Source organism: Cellulomonas sp. IC4_254, from assembly GCF_011603975.1.
Lineage (GTDB): Bacteria > Actinomycetota > Actinomycetes > Actinomycetales > Cellulomonadaceae > Cellulomonas.
The window spans coordinates 1-18,618 of record NZ_JAANNB010000058.1 but is presented as its reverse complement, the minus strand read 5'-3'; the positions used below and the strand labels follow the sequence as shown (position 1 = coordinate 18,618).

Sequence of the window (18,618 nt, the reverse complement as noted above, 5' to 3'; positions counted from 1 at the left end):
CACGGTGTCCTTCTAGCGGTGCGCGGCGCGGGTCACTCGGCGGTCAGCTGTGCGACCAGGTCGTCAGACCAGCCCGCCAGCGACTCCGGGCCGCCGTAGGCCCAGATGCCGACGCCGGCGCGGTGCACGTGGCCCTGCTGCACGAAGGGCAGCGACTGCCAGACCGGGTTGCTCGCGAGCACGGTCTCGACGACGTCGTCCTCGTCGTCGTTGCCCCAGTACAGGAACCGGGTCTCGGCGGGCAGCGCGGTCAGGCCCTCGACGTCGACGTAGGACAGGCCGTACGCGTCGTCGCCCGGGTCCTCCGTCGCCGAGCCGAGGCCCATCTCGGTGGCCACGGCCTGGAACGCGGAGCGCGGGCCGTGCATGCGGACCGTGACGTTCGCGCCCTCGGCGTACGGCGAGGCGAACACGACCGGCGTGCCCTCCAGGCCGGCGTCCGCGATCTGCTGGGCGTTGTCCGCGATGCGGGTCTCGGTGTCGGTGATGACCTCCTCGGCCGCGTCCTCCGCGCCGACCAGCGTCGCCACGCTGCGGAACGTGTCCTCGACGTAGCCCAGCGGGTCGGCCGCGTCGGCGCCGTCGAACAGCGCGACCGGCGCGATCCGCTCGAACTGCTCCAGGGCGCCCTCCGGGATCGAGGACGTCACGCCGATGATGAGGTCCGGCTCCAGGCCGGCGACCGCCTCGACCGACGGCTCGCCGCGGGTGCCGACGTCCTCGGGCTCGCCCTCGAGCGGCACGACGGCGCCGACCCAGGAGGTGTAGCCCGCGACGTCCGCCGCGCCGACCGGGGTGACGCCGAGCGAGGTCAGCATCTCGGTCTGCATCCACTCCAGCGACACGACCCGGGTCGCGGGCGCGTCGAGCTCGACGGTCTCGCCGCGGTCGTCCGTGATGGAGACCGGGCCGCCCGCGGCGGCCGGGCTCGTGGTGCCGGCCGCCGGCTCGTCGGTGGTGCCGCAGGCCGCCAGCGCGGCCAGCGCGCCGACGGCGACGAGCGCCGTGAGCGTGCGTCGGGTGGTCATCGTTCCTCGTGTCTGCGCGGGAGGGGTGGGCGCCCGCGCGTCGCGCCCTGGCCGCGGGAAGACGCGGCGGGTGGAGTGGAAGGGGTCGGGAGCGGCGCGTCAGGCGCCGACGGGGGCGGGGTGCGGGGCGTCGGCCGGCGCGTCCGCGGGTTCGTCCGCGCGGGTGGCCGGGCGGCTGCCGCCGTCGTGAGCACCCCGGGCGCCCCGGGCGCCCGCGCGGCGCAGCAGCAGCCGCGGCGCGTGCACCGCGACGTGCCCGGTGCCCGCGTCGGTCCGCACCACGATGTCGATGTCGTAGACCTCGCTGAGCAGCGCCGACGTCATCGCCTGCTCGGGTGCGCCGTCGGCGACCACGCGGCCGCCGTGCAGCACGAGCACCCGGTCGGCGACCGCGGCCGCCTGCTCCAGGTCGTGCAGCACCACGCCGACCGCGACGCCGTGCTCGTCGGCGAGCTCGCGGACCAGCTCCAGCACCTCGACCTGGTACCGCAGGTCCAGGTGGTTGGTCGGCTCGTCCAGCAGCAGCACGCCCGTGTCCTGCGCGAGCGCGGAGGCGAACCAGACCCGCTGCACCTGGCCGCCGGACAGCGCGTCGACGTCGTCACCCGCGAGGTCGGCGATCCCCGCGAGGTCCAGCGCGCGGTCCACGGCGGCCCGGCCCTCGGGGTCGGTGCCCCGCCAGCCCTGCCGGTGCGGGTGCCGGCCGAACTCGACCGCGTCCCGGACCGTGATGCCGGCGGGCGTGGGCCGCGACTGCGCGAGCAGCGTGACCCGGCGGGCGAAGTCGCGGGCCGACAGCGCGTGGGCGTCGCCGTCCTCGACCGTGACCCGGCCTGCGGACAGCCGCTGCAGCCGGGCCATGCCGCGCAGCAGCGTCGACTTGCCCGAGCCGTTGGGGCCGACGAGCGCGGTGACCCGGCCCGCGGCCAGCTCGACGCTGGCGCCGGTGACGACTGGGGCGCCGCCGTAGCCGATGCTGACGTCGGCGGCGGCCATCGCGGCGGGGTTCACGGGCACGAACCGGGACATTAGCGAAGCCTTACCTCAGAAGTCCATCCGCGTCCGCACCGTGGCCTCGCCACGCGGCCCTGCGCCGTCCCCGGCTGCGCGCTCCGCCCACCGGGCGGGCCGGCGTCCGCTCGCCTAGCGTGGCCGGGTCCGGTCCTCCCGACCCGTGGAGCGTGGTGCACTGATGAGCGGTCCCCGGCGGCACGACGTGCTGGTCATCGGCGGCGGCAACGCCGGACTGTCCCTCGCCGGGCGGCTGCGGCGCGACGGCTGCCGCGACGTCGCGGTGGTCGAGCCCCGGTCGGTGCACCACTACCGGCCGCTGCTGTCCTACGTCGCCTCCGGGACGGCCACGCTCGCCGACCTGCGCCGCCCCCAGGACGAGGTCGTCCCGTCGGGCGTCCGGCGGTACGCGGGCACCGTCGCGTCCGTCGACCCCGCCCGGTCGGTCGTCGTGCTGGCCGACGGCACCGAGCTCGGCTACGGCGACCTGGCCGTGTGCCCGGGGTCCGAGGTCGACTGGGACGCCGTCCCCGGGTCCCGCGAGGCGGTGGCGACCGCGCACGCCGCCACGAGCTACCTGCCCGAGCAGGCCGAGAAGACCTGGACGATGCTCTCGTCCCTCCGCTCGGCCCGCGCCGTGTTCGCGATCTCCGACCGGCACGTGCCCTGCGCCCCCGTCGGCCTCAAGCCGCTGTTCGCCGCCGTCGACGTCTGGCGGCGCGCCGGGGTGCTCGACAACGTCGAGGTGGAGCTGCTGGTCGAGGGGCCGCACCTGGTCCGGCACGCCGAGGCCGACCAGCGGCTGCGCGCGGCCGCCTCGTCGTACGGCGTGCGGGTCCGCACCGGGACCACCGTGCGGTCGGTGGACGCCGAGGGGCGGACGCTCGCGCTCGACGGACCGGACGGCGCGTCGTCGCTGGCGTACGACGCGCTGTACCTCGCGCCCCCGCACCGCGCGTACCCCTGGATCGCGGCGAGCGGCCTGGCCACCGACGACAGCGAGGGCTTCGTCGCCGTCGACCCGGAGACCCTGCAGCACGTCACCCACCCCCGCGTCTGGGGGCTCGGGGACGCCGCGACCGTCGGCACGCTGCCGTCCGGCGGCGCGCTGCGCAAGCAGGTGCCCGTCGTCGCGCACAACATCCAGGCGCGCCGCACCGGCCGCGCCATGCACCGGTACGACGGCTACTCGGTGGCGCCCGTGACCACCTCGCGGCGCCGGCTGCTCCTCGCCGAGTTCGACCGGCACGGGACGCCGGAGCCCTCGCTGCCGGTGGTCGACCTGGCCCGGCCCCGCCCGAGCCTGCTCCTGTTCGACCGGTACCTGGAGCCGCTGATCTACTGGCACAAGCTCATCCAGGGCCGCGTCTCCTGACAGCCGGCCCCGCCGGTGGCAGGGTGAGCGCGTGCAGATCGACGACATCCCGGTCCGGACCCTCCGCGGCGCGGACACCACCTTCGGCGCGCTGACCGACGGGCGCGTCGCCCTCGTGGTCAACGTGGCCTCCCGGTGCGGGCTCGCGCCGCAGTACGAGCAGCTCGAGACCCTGCACCGCACCTACGGGCAGCGCGGGTTCACCGTCGTCGGCGTGCCCAGCAACCAGTTCCTCCAGGAGCTCGGGTCGTCCGAGGCCATCGCCGAGTACTGCTCCGCCACCTGGGGCGCGACGTTCCCGATGCTGGAGAAGACCCCCGTCAACGGGCGGCACGCGCACCCGCTGTACCGGGCGCTGCACGAGGTCCCCGACGACACGGGCAAGGCCGGGCGGATCACCTGGAACTTCGAGAAGTTCCTCGTCGCGCCGGACGGCCGGGCGCGGCGGTTCCGGCCGCGGGTGCTGCCCGACGCGCCGGAGGTGGTCGCCGCCATCGAGGAGCTGCTGCCGGACCCCACCCCGCACGCCTGACCGCCACCCCGGGCGGCACGGCCTCCCCGTGCCCGTCCGCCCGTGCGCCCGTGCGGCCCGTGCGGCCCGTGGGCCGCGTGCGCCCCGTGCGCCCGTGCGCCCCGTGCGCCCGTGCGGCCTGTGCGCCCGTGCGCCCGTGCGCCGAGATAGGACCGTCGGTCCGAGATAGAACCGTAGGCGGTCCTATCTCGGTCGGGAGGCCCTATCTCGGCGTGCCCCGCGAGCCGTCCGGGGCGTCGGGACCGCATGGGCGGGGATTGCGCTCGCTGGCGCGAGGCGGCGCCGGGCCGCTCCCGGCAGCGCGAGGCGGCGCGGAGTAGCGCGGGGCCGCCCCACGCAGCGCGAGGCGGCGCGCGGCCGCCCCACGCAGCGCGAGGCGGCGCCGAGTAGCGCGGGGCCGCCCCAGGCAGCGCGAGGCGGCGCGGAGCGGCCCGGGTCGGACCGCGCCAGCCCAGGTCGGACGGCGCGGGTCCGGGTCGGACCGCGCCGGCGCGCGCGGCCGTCAGCCCGCCAGGTGACCCCAGCGCAGGGCGAGGTCGCGCCACGGGCCGACCGCCGCGACCGCGCCGTCCTCCAGGACGACCACCCGGTCCGCGCGGGCGAGCGCCGCGCGCTTGGACGTGGCACCGACCACGGTCGTGCCGCGCTCCCGCAGGGCGGACCACAGCTCGATCTCGGTGCTCGCGTCGAGCGCGCTGGACACGTCGTCGGCGAGCAGCAGCTCCGCCTCGGTGGCCAGGGCCCGGGCGAGCGCCAGCCGCTGCACCTGGCCGCCGGAGAGCCGCACGCCGCGGTGGCCCACGAGCGCGTCCGGCCCACCGGCCTCCGCCACGTCCGCCGTCATCCGCGCGGCGTCGAGCGGCCCGTCCACGGCGCGCTGGTGGTCGAGCCGCACGTTGTCGGCGAACGTCCCGGACAGCACCCGCGGCACCTGAGCCACGTGCGCCACCCGGCCCGGGCGCAGGAACGCCTCGGCGTCGGCGACGTCGGTGCCGTTCCACCGGATCCGCCCCGTGTGCGCCATCAGCCCGGCGAGCGCGGACAGCAGGCTCGACTTGCCCGCGCCGACCCGCCCGAGCAGCAGCACGAGCTCGCCGCGCGCGATCGTGAGGTCCACGCCGGCGACGCCGATCGTGCCGTCGTCGTGCACCGCCCCGACGCCGCGGAGCTCCAGGGTGTCCAGCCGGTCCCGGTCGTCGGGCCCGGGCAGCGGCGCAGACCCCGCGGACAGGTCGACGCCCGGCGTCTCGGCCACGAGGTCCGCGCCCGCCGCGAACGACGCCGTGGCCTGCTGCCAGGACCGGGTGCCGGGCGCCTCGGTGACGACCGCACCCGCGACGACGCCGAACCAGTTGAACCCGGCGACCGCCCCCGCGACCAGCAGCGTGCTCGCGAGGTCCCACACCCCGGCGAGCAGGGCGCCCCAGGCCACGACCGCACCGACCTGCACCATGATGATCGGCACGCCGTCGAGCACGGCCTGCACCCGGTGCTCGAACACGGCGGCCTCGACGCGGCCGTCGTCGACGCGCCGCAGGTGCGCGTGCACCTCCGGCGTCCGGGCCGCGAGCTTGACGGTGCGGGCCGCGTCCAGGGCCGAGACCAGCGACCGCCCGAACCCGGCGCGCGCGGCGGCCGACCGGGTGGCCGAGCGCCCGGCGACGCCGCGCCCGGCGAGGGCGCACGCCGCGCTGACGACGAGCACCGCGAGCAGCACCGCGCCGGCCAGCAGCGACCAGCTCAGCACGGCGGTGACGGCGACCAGCACGAGGCCGTTGACGAGGTCGACCCAGCGGTCGGCGTACCGGACGAACCGGTCCGCGTCGAGCGCCCGCGCCACGACCTCGCCCGGCGGGGTGCGCCGCAGCCGGTGCTGCCGGGTCTGGCCCACCAGGACCGACATCCGCACCCGGAGCAGCAGCTCGATCCACCACTTCGGGTACAGCCGGAACGCGAGCGAGCCGCACGGCGCCACGAGCAGCAGGGTCACAGCCAGGGCCACGACGAGGCCGGTCGTCGGCTCGCCGGCCCGCAGGCCCTCGACGGTGTGCCCCCACAGGTAGCCGGTGACGGCGCCCTGCGCGGCGAACAGGCTGGACAGCAGGAACAGCAGACCGCCGAGCAGGCCCCACCGGGGCTTGACCACGAGCGCGTGCGCGATCCCGCGCGCCAGGCTCGGGCCGGTCCCGGGGTCGCGGAGCACGGGTGCCGGACCGGTGCGCCGCCGCGCGCCGACCTCGGCCGCGCCCCGGTTCGGGCCCGGCTCGGCACCGGCCGCGTCCGGGGCGTCGGCCGCGGCCTCGGGCTCGGCGGCGGCGTCCCCGACGGCCCGCGCGTCCCCGACGGCCCGCGCGTCCCCGACGGCCCGGGCGTCGGCGCCGGCCCGGGCGTCGGCGTCAGCGTCGGCGTCGGCGTCGAGCATCCCCGCGTGCCCCTCCGCCCGGCTGGCCTCGAGCAGCGTCCGGAACGGGCCGGCGTCGCGCGCCAGCGCCTCCCGGGCGCCCTGCTGCACGACGCGGCCGTGGTCGAGGACGACGACCTGGTCGGCCCGCTCGACGGTGCCGAGCCGGTGCGCCACGAGCACCCCGGTCCGCCCGCCGAGCAGCCGCTCGGACGCGGCGACGACCCGCGCCTCGGTCAGCGGGTCCATCCGCGCGGTCGCCTCGTCGAGCACGACGACCTGCACGTCCCGGACCAGCAGCCGGGCGAACGCGACCAGCTGCTCCTCCCCCGCGGACAGCGAGGTGCCGCCGGGCCCGAGCAGCGTGTCGAGGCCGTCGGGCAGGCCCGCGACCCAGTCGGTGAGCCGCAGCTCGCGCACGGCGCCCTCGACGTCGGCGCGCGGCACGTCCGCGAACAGCGCGATGTTCTCGGCGAGCGTCCCGGCGAGGATCTCGGTGCGCTGGGTGACGACCCCGACGGCCGCGCGCAGCGCCTGGAGGTCGACGTCCCGCACGTCGACCCCGCCGAGCAGCACCGACCCTGGCTCCGGCTCGACCGCGCGGGACAGCAGCGACGCGAGCGTCGACTTGCCCGACCCCGTCCGGCCGACCAGCGCGACGGTCTGCCCGGCGGGCACCCGCAGGTCGACCCCGCGCAGCGCGAACGTGCCCTCGGCGTACGAGAAGTGCAGGTCGCGCAGCTCGAGGTCGAGTGGACCGCCGGGCACCCCGCGGCCGCCGGTCGGCTCGGGCTCGGTGTCGAGCAGCTCGCGGATGCGGACGATCGCGCCGATGCCCTCCTGGACGTCGGGGAGGTGCCGCGCGAGCTGGTCGAACTGCCCGACGAACGACGCGGTGACGAGGAACAGCGTCACGAGCTGCGCCACGGTGAGGTCGCCCGCACCGGCGAGCACCACGCCCGCGACCACGACGCCGGCCAGCAGCGCGTGCAGCAGCGTCCCCGCCTGGGCGGTCATCCGGGTCTCGACGGCGAGCACCCGGTCGAGCATCCGGTGCACGCGGGCGGACGCCTCGGCGAGCCGCCGCACCGCGAACGCCTGCCCGCGGCTGGTGCGCAGGTCGTCGCGGGCGGCGACGGCCTCCTCGAACGCGGCCGCGTTATCGGTCCACGCGCGCTCCTCGACGACCTTCCGGCGCGCGATCTCGCCCAGCGACGGCCGCACGACCAGCACGGTCACGCCGCCGAGCAGCGGGAACAGCACCCACGCGGGCCACCAGGTCAGCCCGCCGACGATCCACAGCGGCACGCAGCCGACGACGGTGCGGCCCAGGCCCCAGACCTGCCGGCGCACGAGGGTGCCCACCGCGTGCGTGTCGTCGTCCACCCGGTCCAGCACCTCGCCGACGGCCTGCTCCGTGAGCGTGCCGAGCGGCTGGTGCAGGGCCGCGCTCAGCAGGTCCCCGCGGAGCCGGCCCTCGGCGCGGTCGACCACCCCGGCCCACGCGACCTGACCGACCGTGTCCACCAGCGCCGCACCCACGAGGCACGCCGCGAGCAGCCACAGCCCGGCGGCCGTCGGCTCCTCCGCGAGGTCGCCGGCGACGACGGTGCCGAGCGCGGCGCCGACCGACGCGATGGTCAGCGCGACCAGCGCGACGCCGGCGACAGGGCCGCGCAGGCGCCGCCAGTCGAGACGGCGGGCGGGGTCGGCGGGCGTGCGCGCGGCCCGGTCGGCGCTGGCGTCGACCGAGGGCGGGGCGGTGGTGGTTCCGAGCATCGTCCGTCGACCCTAGGGCCCCCCACCCACAGCCCGAAGCGCATTTCGGGTCCCGGCGACGGGTGGCCGCCGCTACGGTCGCGGCATGATCACGTGGGCCACGGCCTTCCTCGACTCGACGGCGGCCGACTGGGACCGCACCCTCGCCTTCTGGCAGGCGGCCACCGCGTCCACGCTGTCGCCCTTCCGGGGGCCCGACGACGAGTTCGTGACCCTGGTGCCGGCCGACGGCGACGGGTACCTCCGAGCGCAGCGGGTGCGGTCGGGGCCCGGCGGCGTGCACCTCGACCTGCACGTGCCGGACACCCGCGCCGCCGCGGACGCCGCGGTGCTGCTCGGCGCCCGCGAGGTCGCCGCGTCGGACCACGTCGTCCTGACGTCGCCGGGCGGGCTCGCGTTCTGCTTCGTCGACGCGTACCCGGCGCGCCGCCCGGCCCCGGTCACCTGGCCGCACCCGGAGGGCGGCACGTACACCAGCCTCGTCGACCAGCTCGCCGTCGACGTGCCCGCGGACCGCTGGGACGCGGAGCGGCGGTTCTGGGCGGAGCTCACCGGCTGGCCCGAGCAGCCGACCGCCCCCGGCGCGGCGCTCGTCCCGCTGCGTCGTCCGGACGGCCTACCGCTGCGGCTGCTGCTCCAGCGCCTCGACGAGCCCGACGGGCCCGTGCGCGCGCACCTGGACCTCGCCTGCTCCGACCGGGGCGCCGAGACCGACCGGCACGTCGCGCTCGGCGCGCAGGTCGAGGCGGTCCGGGAGCGGTGGACCGTGCTGCGGGACCCGGCAGGACGCCGGTACTGCCTGACGGACCGCGACCCGGCGACGGGCGGCCTGCCCTGAGGTGCGCCGACCGGCGAATCCTCAAGGGTTCTTGATCAAGACTCCTTGATCCTCCTACGCTTCCCGGATGGACCCCTCCGCGCCCGCCGGCGACACCCAGCCCGCCGCCACCGCACCACGCGCCGAGTCCGACCCCGCGCGGATCCGGGCGCTGGCCCACCCGCTCCGGCTGCGGCTGCTCGACCTGCTCGACGCCGAGGGCGACCTGACCGCGACCCAGTGCGCGGCGCGCACCGGCGAGTCGGTCGCGAGCTGCTCGTTCCACCTGCACACGCTCGCGCGGCACGGCTACCTCGAGGCCGCCCCGCCGCGCGGGCGTGAGCGGCCCTGGCGGTCCGTCCGCGAGCGGCCGAGCCGGTACGACCCCGCGCTGCCGGGGTCGCTCCGCGCCGTCGCCGAGGTCGCGCGGCTGACCGTGGACAAGGAGGCCGACCGCCTGCACCGGTGGCTGGACGCGGCGCCGCGCGAGGCGGACGAGTGGCTGCTCGCGTCGGGCCTGCACTCGTCGTCGTTCTGGGCGACCAGCGAGGAGCTGCGGGCGCTGTCCGCGGAGGTCGCGCGGTTGACGGACCGGTTCGCCGGCCGCTCCGACGACCCGGCGCTGCGTCCGCCCGGCGCCCGGCACGCCCGGTTCTTCGGGGCGGTCAGCGCGGAGCCGGAGCCGTGACCCCGGACGACGGGCCGGGGTGGAGCGTCGCGCCGGGCACACCGGGGCGGGCCGGGCCGGACGCCCCGGCCGACGCCGACCCCGACGCCGACACCGACGTCGCCGGCCCGCCGTCGCCCGACCCACGCGCCGCGCTGCGCTCCCCCGCCTTCCGGCTGCTCACGGCCGTGTGGGTCGCCGCGAACCTCGCGGACTCGCTCCTCGCCCTCATCCTCGCCGTCTGGGTCAAGGACCTCACCGGCTCGGACGCCGCCGCCGGCCTGACGCTCGCCGCCTTCGGGCTCCCGGCGCTCGCCACCCCGCTGATCGGCCACCTGGTCGACCGGGTCTCCCGGCGGCGGGTGCTCGTCGTCGCCTACGCGGTCGGCGCCGCGGCGCTGCTGGCGCTGCTCCCGGTCCGGGGGCCGGCCGGGGCGTGGGTGGTCCTCGGCGTGACGGTCGTCTACGCCACCGTCGGCTACACGACCGGCGCGGCGCAGTCCGGCCTGCTGCGCGACCTGCTGCCGGACGGGGCGCTCGCGCCCGCGAACGGCCGCCTCACCGCGATCGACCAGTCGTTCCGGCTGGCGATGCCGGTGGCCGGGGCCGTCGTCTACGCGGCGGCCGGGCCGCGGCCGCTCGTGGTCGTCGCGGTGGCGGCGTTCGCGGCGTCGGCGGTGCTCGCCGCCCGGCTGCGGGTCCGGGAGACGCCGCCCGATCCCGGCCACGAGCCGTTCGCGCGCGCCGTGACCGCGGGGTTCCGGCACCTGCGGCGCACCCCGCCGCTCGGCCGGCTCGCCGTGACGCTCGGCATCGGGTTCGGCGTGACCGGCGCGATCAACGGCGTCGCGTTCGCGATCGTCGACCGTGGCCTGGGCCTGCCGCCCGAGGCGCTCGGCCCGCTGACCAGCGCCCAGGCCGTCACCGCGGTCGTCGCCGGGCTGACCGCCGACCGGCTGATCGCCCGGTGGGGCGCCACCCGGCTCGTCGCGGTGGCGCTGCTGGTCGCCGCCGCTGGGGTCGTGCCGCTCGCGGGGTCGAGCCTGGTCGGTGTGGCGCTCGGGCTGGGCGCGCTCGGCGCGGGGGTGACCTGGGCCGTCGTCGCGTTCGTCACCGAGCGGCAGGTGCGCACGCCGCCGACCCTGCAGGGCCGGGTGCAGTCGGCGGGCGCGCTGCTGCTGAACGCGCCGCAGCTCGCGCTCGCCGTCGCGGCGGCGGCCGTGGTGGACGCCGTGGACCACCGGGTCGTCGTGCTCGTCTGCGCGGCGGGGCTGCTCGGCTCGGCGCTGCTGGCGGCGACGGCCCGGCGGGTGCCCGCGGCGGGCTGACGCCCCGTCCCCACCGGATCGTCGCGCAGCCGTCCGACCGATCCGGTGGTCCCGCGACAATCGGGTGGGGAGTGGGTCGCGGGCGCCCGACGGGCGCCGCTCGCTCAGGACTCCGGGAGGTGCTCGCGCGCCCAGAGGGCGGCGCTGGTCCGGTCCGCCACGCCGAGCAGCCGGAAGACGTGGCCGACGTGCACCTTGACCGTCCGCTCCGCGATGCCGAGCTCGCGCCCGATCTGCTTGTTCGCCAGCCCCTTCGCGAGCAGCCGGAGCACGTCGCGCTCGCGGGCGCTCAGCCGGTCGGCGGGCCGCGGCGCCGCCGCGGAGGGCAGCAGCGCGCCCGCCACCCGGGGGTCCAGCGGCGAGTAGCCCTGCGCGGCCGACCGCACGGCGGCCACGAGCTCCTCCGGCTCGCAGTCCTTGAGCAGGTAGCCGACGGCGCCGGCGGAGACCGCGGCGGACACCCGGTCGTGGTCGGAGAACGACGTCAGCACGACGACCCGGGTCCCGGGCCGCTGCCGCAGCACCTCGCGGGTCGCCTCGACGCCGTCGGTCCCCGGCATCGACAGGTCCATCAGGATCACGTCCGGGGCGAGGTCGGCCGCCAGCGCGACGGCCGCGGCGCCGTCGGCGGCCTGCCCGACCACCCGCATCCCGTCCGCCGCGTCGACCAGCCCGGCGAGCCCCGAGCGCACCAGGTGGTGGTCGTCGGCCAGCAGGACCGTGATGTCCTCGGTCATCGCACCTCCACGTCGGGGTCGACCGCGAGCCGCCAGCGCGTGCCCGCACCGGGCGCGGTGGCGACCGACAGGTCCGCGCCCGCCGCGGCGGCGAGGTCGCCGAGCACGCGCAGACCCAGGTGCCCCTCGGGCGGGCTCGCCAACGCGGCGGCGGCGTCGAAGCCCGCGCCGTCGTCGGCGACCTCCAGCACCAGCAGCCCACCGGCGCGCGCCAGGGTCACCCGCACCTCGTCGGCGCCCGCGTGCGCGACCGCGTTCCGCACCGTCTCCTGCGCGACCCGGTACACGAGCTGCTGCGCGTCGACGCCGACCCCCGCCAGGGCGTCCTCTGGCGCGTCCACCGTCACGCGCACCCCGCGGGCCGCGAGCCCGCCGGCGAGGTCGGCCAGCGCGGCGCCGAGCCCGGCGGTCCGCAGGCTCGGCGGGTAGATGTCGACGAGCAGCGACCGCAGGCCGCGGATCGACGTCCGGACGGTCCCGCTGGCCGCCCGCACGTCGGCGGCGACGTCCGCCGCCCCCGCCCGCTCGGCGCGCTCGGCGGCACCGGCGAGCGCGAACGACGACGCCGCCAGCTCCTGCACCACGCCGTCGTGCAGGGTGGCCGCGATCCGGCGACGCTCGGCGTCGGACGCGTCGACCGCGCTGCGCAGCAGCCGCTCGCGCTGGTCCTGCGCGCGCCGCAGCCGGTCGAGCAGCGTCCACAGCACCGGCAGCAGCAGCACCACGAGCAGCAGCAGGCTGGTCACCGTGATCCCGGCGAAGCCCCGCCACACCGCGGCCGCGCGCTCGGTGACGACGTCGTACCGGCTGTAGGTCTCGAACAGCAGGACGGTGCCGCCCGGCGTCCAGACGGGGCGGTAGACCTCGAGCAGCCGGCCCTGGTCCCGCTCGAACCGGTTCTCCGGCTCGTCGAGGTCGCTCACCTCGGCCTGCGTCGACGGGTCCGCCAGCACCGCCCGCTCGTCGTCACCGAGCCCGAACTCGTCGCCGATCAGCCGCGGCTCGTCCGAGTAGACGATCCGGCCGTCGGCATCCCAGAGCTTCACCCGGACGACCGCGTCGCCGAGGACGCGGTCCCGGACCACCTCGTCCAGCGCCGCGAGGGCCTCCGGGGCGCCGGTCACGACGCCGTCGGTCAGCGCGGGCTGCACCACGGCGTCGGCCAGCAGGTCGGTGCTGCGGGCGGCGTCGTTCACCGACTCCTGCTCGGCGATCCGCCGGCTCGCGCTCAGGCCGAGCACGGCGACCAGCACGAGCACGACCGCCGCCGCCGCACCGACCTGGAGGAGCACCCGCCACGTGCGGACCGGTGCGACCGAGGCGGCGGGCGGCGCGCCGCGGCTGAGGACGACTCGGCCGTCCTCAGCCGCGGGCGCGGGCGTCTGCACAGGCGCCACCCTAGGTGCTGCGGGCACCGGTCAGTCGTCACTGCCGTGGCCGCCGTGGCGGCCGCCGTCGTCGTCGCCGCCCGAGGTGTGCGAGTCGTCCGACCCGTGGTGCCCGGAGTCGTCCGACCCCGACGCGTGGTGGCCGGAGTCGTCCGCGGGCGCGGCGGGCGCGGCCGGCACGGCGGGCGCCACGGGAGCTGCTGGGGCGACAGGGGCGGTGCCGTTCACGCGGCGGTCGTCGCCCGGCTCGAACCGGTCGTCGCGGTCGGTGCGGCCGCCGTGGTCGTCCGGCACGGCGGCGGGCGACGACGAGGGCGTCGCGTCGTCCGACGGGGACGTGGTGGCGCCGGTGCCGTTGGCGCGGCGGTCGTCGCCGGCCTCGGTGCGCAGGTCGCGGTCGGTCGCACCGCCGCGGTCGTCGGCGGTGGGCGCCTGGCTGGGCACCGAGACCGGCACCTCGCGGCTCAGGCTCGGGTTGGCGGTGAGGCCGACGACGGCCGGCACGATCGCCAGCGCGGCGGCGGCGGTGAAGACCAGGGTGCGCTTCACGGGGACTCCTCGGGTGGTGGGGTGGATCCGACGAGTCAGTTCTCCCGCGCCGCAGGTCTGCCGCGCGATCGGACGTTGGTACTAGTACCCCTCGCGCCGGGTCCCCACGCTGGTCAGCGCGCCGCCACCCCGCGGCGGTCCACGAGGGACCACGCCCCCGCGCCCAGCACCGCCGCGACGAGCAGGACCGCCGGCCACGGGCCGAGCGCCGGCGCGAGCACGTGCGACCCGGCGAAGCAGACCGCACCGAGCACGACGACCGCGACCACGCGCCCGGCACCGGCGGACCAGGACCGCCAGGCGCACCACACCACGCCGAGCACCAGGACGGCCCCGCCGAGCGCCCGCACCCCGGTGACCTGCGCGACGGCGAACGCGACCACGAGGGTCACCGCGGCGAGCACCCCGGTCGGCACCGCGGCGAGCGGCCCGCGGGCCCGGGCGGGCCGGGGCGGCGCCGCCGTCCCGACCGCGCCGCCCGGACCGTCGGCAGCCCGACCGTCGGCAGCCCGACCGTCGCCGCCCCGACCGTCGGCGGCCGGACCGTCCGCGGCCGGACCGGTCACGCGTCCTCCCCCACGACGGCGCCGGCGAACTGCGACTGGTAGAGCCGGTGGTACGCACCGCCGGACGCGATGAGCTCGTCGTGCGTGCCCTTCTCGACGATCGCGCCGTGCTCCATCACGAGGATGAGGTCGGCGTCCCGGATGGTCGACAGCCGGTGCGCGATGACGAACGAGGTCCGCCCCTGCCGCAGCGAGGCCATCGCCCGCTGCAGCAGCTTCTCGGTGCGGGTGTCGACGGAGGACGTCGCCTCGTCGAGGATGAGCACCGACGGCCGCGCGACGAACGCCCGCGCGATGGTGAGCAGCTGCTTCTCCCCGGCCGAGAGGTTGGCCGCGTCCTCCTCCAGCACGGTGTCGTACCCGTGCGGCAGGGAGTGCACGAACCGGTCCACGTAGGTCGCCTGCGCGGCGGCGAGGATCTCCTCGTCGGTCGCGGACTGCCGGCCGTACCGGATGTTCTCCCGGATGGTCGCCGCGAACAGCCACGGGTCCTGCAGCACCATGCCGGTGCGGGCGCGGGCGTCGTGCCGGGACAGCGTCGCGATGTCCTGGCCGTTCACCAGGATCCGGCCGCCGTCCAGCTCGTAGAACCGCATGAGCAGGTTGACCAGCGTGGTCTTGCCGGCGCCGGTGGGGCCGACGATCGCGACGGTCTGCCCGGGCCGGACGGTGAACGACAGGTCCTCGATCAGCGGCTGGTCGGGGCTGTACGAGAACGCGACGTGCTCGAACTCGATGGTCCCGTCGCCCTCGGCCGGGGCCGGCGCCTGCGGGTCGTCCTCGCTCTGCTCATCCTCGTCGAGCAGCTGGAACACCCGCTCGGCCGAGGCCGTGCCGGACTGCACCACCGCGGCCATGCCGCCGAGCTCGGACAGCGGCTGGGTGAACATCTGCGTGTACTGGATGAACGCCTGGACGCTGCCGAGCAGCATCGTGCCGTTCGCGACCATGAGGCCGCCGAGCACCGCGATGCCGACGTAGGTCAGGTTGCTGACGAAGGACATGCCGGGCCAGATGATCCCGGACAGGAACTGCGCCTTGAACGAGGCCCGGTACAGCTCCTCGTTCTCCGCCTTGAACTTGTCCGCGAAGTCCTGCCGGCGGCCGAACACCTTGACCAGCGCGTGGCCGGAGAACGACTCCTCGACCCGCGCGTTCAGCCGCCCGACCTTGCGCCACTGGGTGCCGAACGCCTGCTGCGACTTCGGGCCGATGACCCCGAAGATGACGCCCATCAGCGGGATGGACACCAGCGCCACCAGGGCCAGCTGCCACGAGATCGAGAACATCATGATCAGCACGCCGACCACGGTGAGGATCGAGGTCAGCGCGGTGGACAGCGACTGCTGCATCGTCTGCGTGATGTTGTCGATGTCGTTGGTGACGCGGGAGATGAGCTCGCCGCGCTGCACCTTGTCGAAGTAGGCGAGCGGCAGCCGGTTGATCTTGGCCTCGACCTGCTCGCGCAGCCGCCACATGGCCCGGACCATGATCACGTTGATGATGTAGCCCTGCAGCCACATGAGCAGCGCGCCCGCGACGTACAGCGCGAGCACGGTGAGCAGCAGCCGACCGAGCAGGTCGAAGTCGATCCCGGCGCCCGGCACCAGGTCCCGCGCGGCCGCGACCATGTCCGCGACCCGGTCCTGGCCCTGGGCGCGCAGCCCCTCGACGGCCTGCTCCTGCGTGATACCGGCGGGGAGCTGCCGGGACATGAAGCCGGTGAACACCGCGTCGGTCGCGCGGCCGAGCACCCGCGGCGCGAGCACGGTGAGCGTCACGCCCGCCGCGCCCATGATCGCGACCGCGACCAGGGCCCACCTGTACGGCCGCAGGAGGCCGAGCATCCGGCCGAACGACTGCCCGAAGTTGTCCGCCTTGCCCGGGGCGACCGAGTCCCAGGAGTCGGACGCGAGGCGTGCCTGCTCCCCCAGCTCGATCTCGAGCTTCTCGTCCTCGGTCAGCTCCGGCTCGGCCGGCTTGGTCCGCGTCTTCTGGTCGCTCATGCGCCGGCCTCCACCGCGAGCTGGGACTCCGCGATCTCGCGGTAGGTCTGGTTGGTCGCGAGCAGCTCGTCGTGCGTGCCGAGGCCGGCGACCCGGCCGTCCTCGAGCACGAGGATCTGGTCCGCGCCGGTCACGGTCGACACCCGCTGGGCGACGACGATCTTGGTGACCTCCGGCAGCTCGCGCCACAGCGCCTGCCGGAGCCGGGCGTCAGTGGCGAGGTCGAGCGCGGAGAACGAGTCGTCGAACACCAGGACCGGGGGGCGGCGCACCAGGGCGCGCGCGATCGCCAGCCGCTGGCGCTGCCCGCCGGACACGTTGGTGCCGCCCTGCGCGATCCGGGCGTCGAGGCCGCCCTCCATCTGCTGCACGAAGTCGCTGGCCTGCGCGATCTCGAGCGCGCGCCACAGGTCGGCGTCCGTGGCGTCCTCCTGGCCGAGGCGCAGGTTGGACGCCACCGTGCCGGCGAACAGGAACGGCCGCTGCGGCACCAGGCCGATGCCGGCCCACAGCTCCTCGACGTCCCGGTCGCGGACGTCCACGCCGCCGACGCGCACGGCGCCGCCGGTCGTGTCGAACAGCCGCGGGATCAGCGAGACCAGGGTGGTCTTGCCCGCGCCGGTCGACCCGATCACGGCGACGGTCTGGCCCCGCCGGGCGGTGAACGACACCCCGGAGAGCACCGGGTGCTCGGCCTCGGGGTACGCGAACGTCACGTCCTCGAACGCGACCTCGCCCGGCCGCGGGGTGCCGCGCACCGGCTCGGCCGGCTCGGCCAGGGTGGACTCGCTCTCCAGCACCTCGGTGATCCGCTCCGCCGACACCGCGGCGCGCGGGATCATCACCGTCATGAAGGTGGCCATGAGGACGCCCATGAGGATCTGGCCGATGTACTGCATGAACGCGAAGAGCGTGCCGACCTGCACGTTCCCGTTGTCCACCTCGATGCCGCCGAACCAGATCACACCCACGACGGTCACGTTGAGCACGAGCATCGCGAGCGGGAACAGCACGACGAACAACGACCCGATCTTGCGCCCGACCACCATGATGTCGGTGTTCGCGCCGCGGAACCGCTCGCTCTCGATGTCCTCCCGGACGAACGCCCGGACGACGCGCACGCCGGTCAGCTGCTCGCGCATGATCCGGTTGACGGCGTCGAGCTTGGTCTGGAACGACCGGAACAGCGGCACCATCCGGCTGATGATCAGCCCCGCGACGAGCAGCAGCACCGGCACGGAGACGGCGATCAGCCAGGACAGCCCGACGTCCTGGCGCAGCGCCATGACGATGCCGCCGATCGCGAGCATCGGCGCGCTCACCAGCATGGTCGAGCCCATCATGGCGAGCATCTGGACCTGCTGGACGTCGTTCGTGTTGCGGGTGATGAGGGAGCCGGCGCCGAACCGGGAGATCTCCCGCTCCGAGTAGCCGCTCACCCGGCCGTAGACGTCGTCGCGCAGGTCCCGGCCGACCTGCATCGCGGCGCGCGCGGCGAAGTAGGTGGCGACGATCGCGGCGAGGATCTGGCCCAGCGACACGACGAGCATGTAGCCGCCGGCGCGCCAGATGAACCCGGTGTCCCCCTGCGCCACCCCCTCGTCGATGATGCGGGCGTTCAGGTTGGGCAGGTAGAGCATGGCCAGCGCGGAGCAGAGCTGGAACACCAGCACGCCGAGCAGCAGCCAGCGGTAGGGGCGCAGGTAGCGCAGCAGCAGACGGGCGAGCACGTCATCTCCTGGGGTCGGCGGGCGACGAGGTCCGCGACCACGGGGCGGCGGGGGGTCCGTCCGCGATCGGCTTCGACAGGGTACGCACAGCCACCGACACCTACCGTCACCTTTTCCGCGCGACGCGTACCGGGTCTTGCCCGGCTCCTCGGCCGGTCGTACCGTCGGCCCGGGCGGGAACGCCGACCGCGCGCCGTCCGGGGAGGTGCGCGATGGCCGACGTCACCGGCTCGCCCGACCTCGCCGCCCGGGTCCGCGCGGTGCTCGCCGCCCCGGACGCTCCCGCCGCCGGCGAGCCCGCCCCCGTCTCCGACCGGCCCCTGTTCGGCGGCGTCTCGTTCTTCCTCGGCGACGTGATGATCGCCAGCGCCCGCGGCAGCGGCGACCTGCTCGTGCGGGTCGCGTCCGACCGGCACGACGAGCTCGCCGCCCGGCCGGGCGCGGCGCCGTCCCGCATGGGCGGGCGGACCATGGGCCGCGGCTGGCTGACCGTCGACGCGGCGGCCGTCGCGGACGACGCGGACCTGGCCGCCTGGCTCGCCCTGGCCCGCGAGGCCGCCCCGGACCGCCGCGCGACCCGCTGACCGGCCCGGTCCGCGCCTGCTCCCACCCCGCTCCCGACGACTCCCCGTGCGCCATCCTTCGCCGAGATAGGGCCTCCGCGCCGAGGTAGGACCGTCTGCGGCCCTATCTCGAGCGGCGGG

General features: G+C 76.4%; 15 protein-coding genes. 6 read left to right on the top strand and 9 right to left on the bottom strand.

Going from position 1 to position 18,618, the window contains the following annotated elements; translation table 11 throughout:
- Positions 1-32 precede the first annotated feature (32 nt).
- Together G6556_RS07980 and G6556_RS07975 are read right to left on the bottom strand one after the other, a co-directional pair.
- The gene (locus G6556_RS07980; RefSeq protein ID WP_166940177.1) at positions 33-1,028 is read right to left on the bottom strand and encodes an iron-siderophore ABC transporter substrate-binding protein; all 996 of its coding nucleotides are present in this window, start codon (positions 1,026-1,028) and stop codon (positions 33-35) included.
- Positions 1,029-1,127: 99 nt separating this feature from the next.
- The gene (locus tag G6556_RS07975; protein ID WP_205693183.1) at positions 1,128-2,057 is read right to left on the bottom strand and encodes an ABC transporter ATP-binding protein; all 930 of its coding nucleotides are present in this window, start codon (positions 2,055-2,057) and stop codon (positions 1,128-1,130) included.
- A gap of 163 nt (positions 2,058-2,220) precedes the next feature.
- Here G6556_RS07975 and G6556_RS07970 point away from each other — a divergent pair, with 163 nt between their 5' ends.
- Positions 2,221-3,414 (top strand): FAD-dependent oxidoreductase, encoded by a 1,194-nt coding sequence (locus tag G6556_RS07970; RefSeq protein ID WP_166940175.1) that lies wholly within the window; start codon positions 2,221-2,223, stop codon positions 3,412-3,414.
- A 31-nt stretch (positions 3,415-3,445) separates the two neighbouring features.
- The gene (locus tag G6556_RS07965) at positions 3,446-3,946 is read left to right on the top strand and encodes a glutathione peroxidase (RefSeq protein ID WP_166940173.1); all 501 of its coding nucleotides are present in this window, start codon (positions 3,446-3,448) and stop codon (positions 3,944-3,946) included.
- Positions 3,947-4,448: 502 nt separating this feature from the next.
- Here G6556_RS07965 and G6556_RS07960 read toward each other — a convergent pair.
- Positions 4,449-8,126 (bottom strand): ABC transporter ATP-binding protein, encoded by a 3,678-nt coding sequence (locus G6556_RS07960; RefSeq protein WP_166940171.1) that lies wholly within the window; start codon positions 8,124-8,126, stop codon positions 4,449-4,451.
- An 85-nt stretch (positions 8,127-8,211) separates the two neighbouring features.
- Between G6556_RS07960 and G6556_RS07955 the strand changes: the two genes are divergently transcribed.
- The 3 genes from G6556_RS07955 to G6556_RS07945 all read left to right on the top strand — a co-directional run bounded on the left by G6556_RS07955 (position 8,212) and on the right by G6556_RS07945 (position 10,938).
- The gene (locus G6556_RS07955) at positions 8,212-8,964 is read left to right on the top strand and encodes a VOC family protein (protein ID WP_166940169.1); all 753 of its coding nucleotides are present in this window, start codon (positions 8,212-8,214) and stop codon (positions 8,962-8,964) included.
- 67 nt (positions 8,965-9,031) lie between these two features.
- Positions 9,032-9,631, top strand: a complete 600-nt coding sequence (locus tag G6556_RS07950; RefSeq protein ID WP_166940167.1) for a helix-turn-helix domain-containing protein — start codon at positions 9,032-9,034, stop codon at positions 9,629-9,631.
- Positions 9,628-10,938, top strand: a complete 1,311-nt coding sequence (locus tag G6556_RS07945) for an MFS transporter (protein WP_166940165.1) — start codon at positions 9,628-9,630, stop codon at positions 10,936-10,938. Before G6556_RS07950 ends, G6556_RS07945 begins: the two co-directional genes overlap by 4 nt.
- A 104-nt stretch (positions 10,939-11,042) precedes the next feature.
- Here the strand turns inward: G6556_RS07945 and G6556_RS07940 are convergent, their stop codons facing one another.
- From G6556_RS07940 to G6556_RS07915, 6 genes are all read right to left on the bottom strand, one after another.
- On the bottom strand, positions 11,043-11,675 hold the full coding sequence (locus G6556_RS07940; protein WP_166940163.1) for a response regulator transcription factor: 633 nt from the start codon (positions 11,673-11,675) through the stop codon (positions 11,043-11,045).
- Positions 11,672-13,063 (bottom strand): histidine kinase, encoded by a 1,392-nt coding sequence (locus G6556_RS20180; RefSeq protein ID WP_166940161.1) that lies wholly within the window; start codon positions 13,061-13,063, stop codon positions 11,672-11,674. The genes G6556_RS07940 and G6556_RS20180 overlap by 4 nt, the downstream gene beginning before the upstream one ends.
- Positions 13,064-13,093: 30 nt before the next feature.
- Positions 13,094-13,612 carry a hypothetical protein gene (locus G6556_RS07930; protein ID WP_166940159.1) on the bottom strand — a complete coding sequence of 173 codons (519 nt, stop codon included), beginning with the start codon at positions 13,610-13,612 and terminating at the stop codon, positions 13,094-13,096.
- A 113-nt stretch (positions 13,613-13,725) separates the two neighbouring features.
- Positions 13,726-14,028, bottom strand: coding sequence for a hypothetical protein (locus G6556_RS07925; protein WP_166940157.1), 303 nt, complete (start codon positions 14,026-14,028; stop codon positions 13,726-13,728).
- A 146-nt stretch (positions 14,029-14,174) separates the two neighbouring features.
- The gene (locus G6556_RS07920; protein ID WP_166940155.1) at positions 14,175-16,184 is read right to left on the bottom strand and encodes an ABC transporter ATP-binding protein; all 2,010 of its coding nucleotides are present in this window, start codon (positions 16,182-16,184) and stop codon (positions 14,175-14,177) included.
- Positions 16,181-17,914 carry an ABC transporter ATP-binding protein gene (locus tag G6556_RS07915; protein WP_166940153.1) on the bottom strand — a complete coding sequence of 578 codons (1,734 nt, stop codon included), beginning with the start codon at positions 17,912-17,914 and terminating at the stop codon, positions 16,181-16,183. The genes G6556_RS07920 and G6556_RS07915 overlap by 4 nt, the downstream gene beginning before the upstream one ends.
- Positions 17,915-18,126: 212 nt before the next feature.
- Here G6556_RS07915 and G6556_RS07910 point away from each other — a divergent pair, with 212 nt between their 5' ends.
- On the top strand, positions 18,127-18,498 hold the full coding sequence (locus G6556_RS07910) for a TfoX/Sxy family protein (RefSeq protein ID WP_166940151.1): 372 nt from the start codon (positions 18,127-18,129) through the stop codon (positions 18,496-18,498).
- The last annotated feature ends 120 nt before the right edge of the window (positions 18,499-18,618 follow it).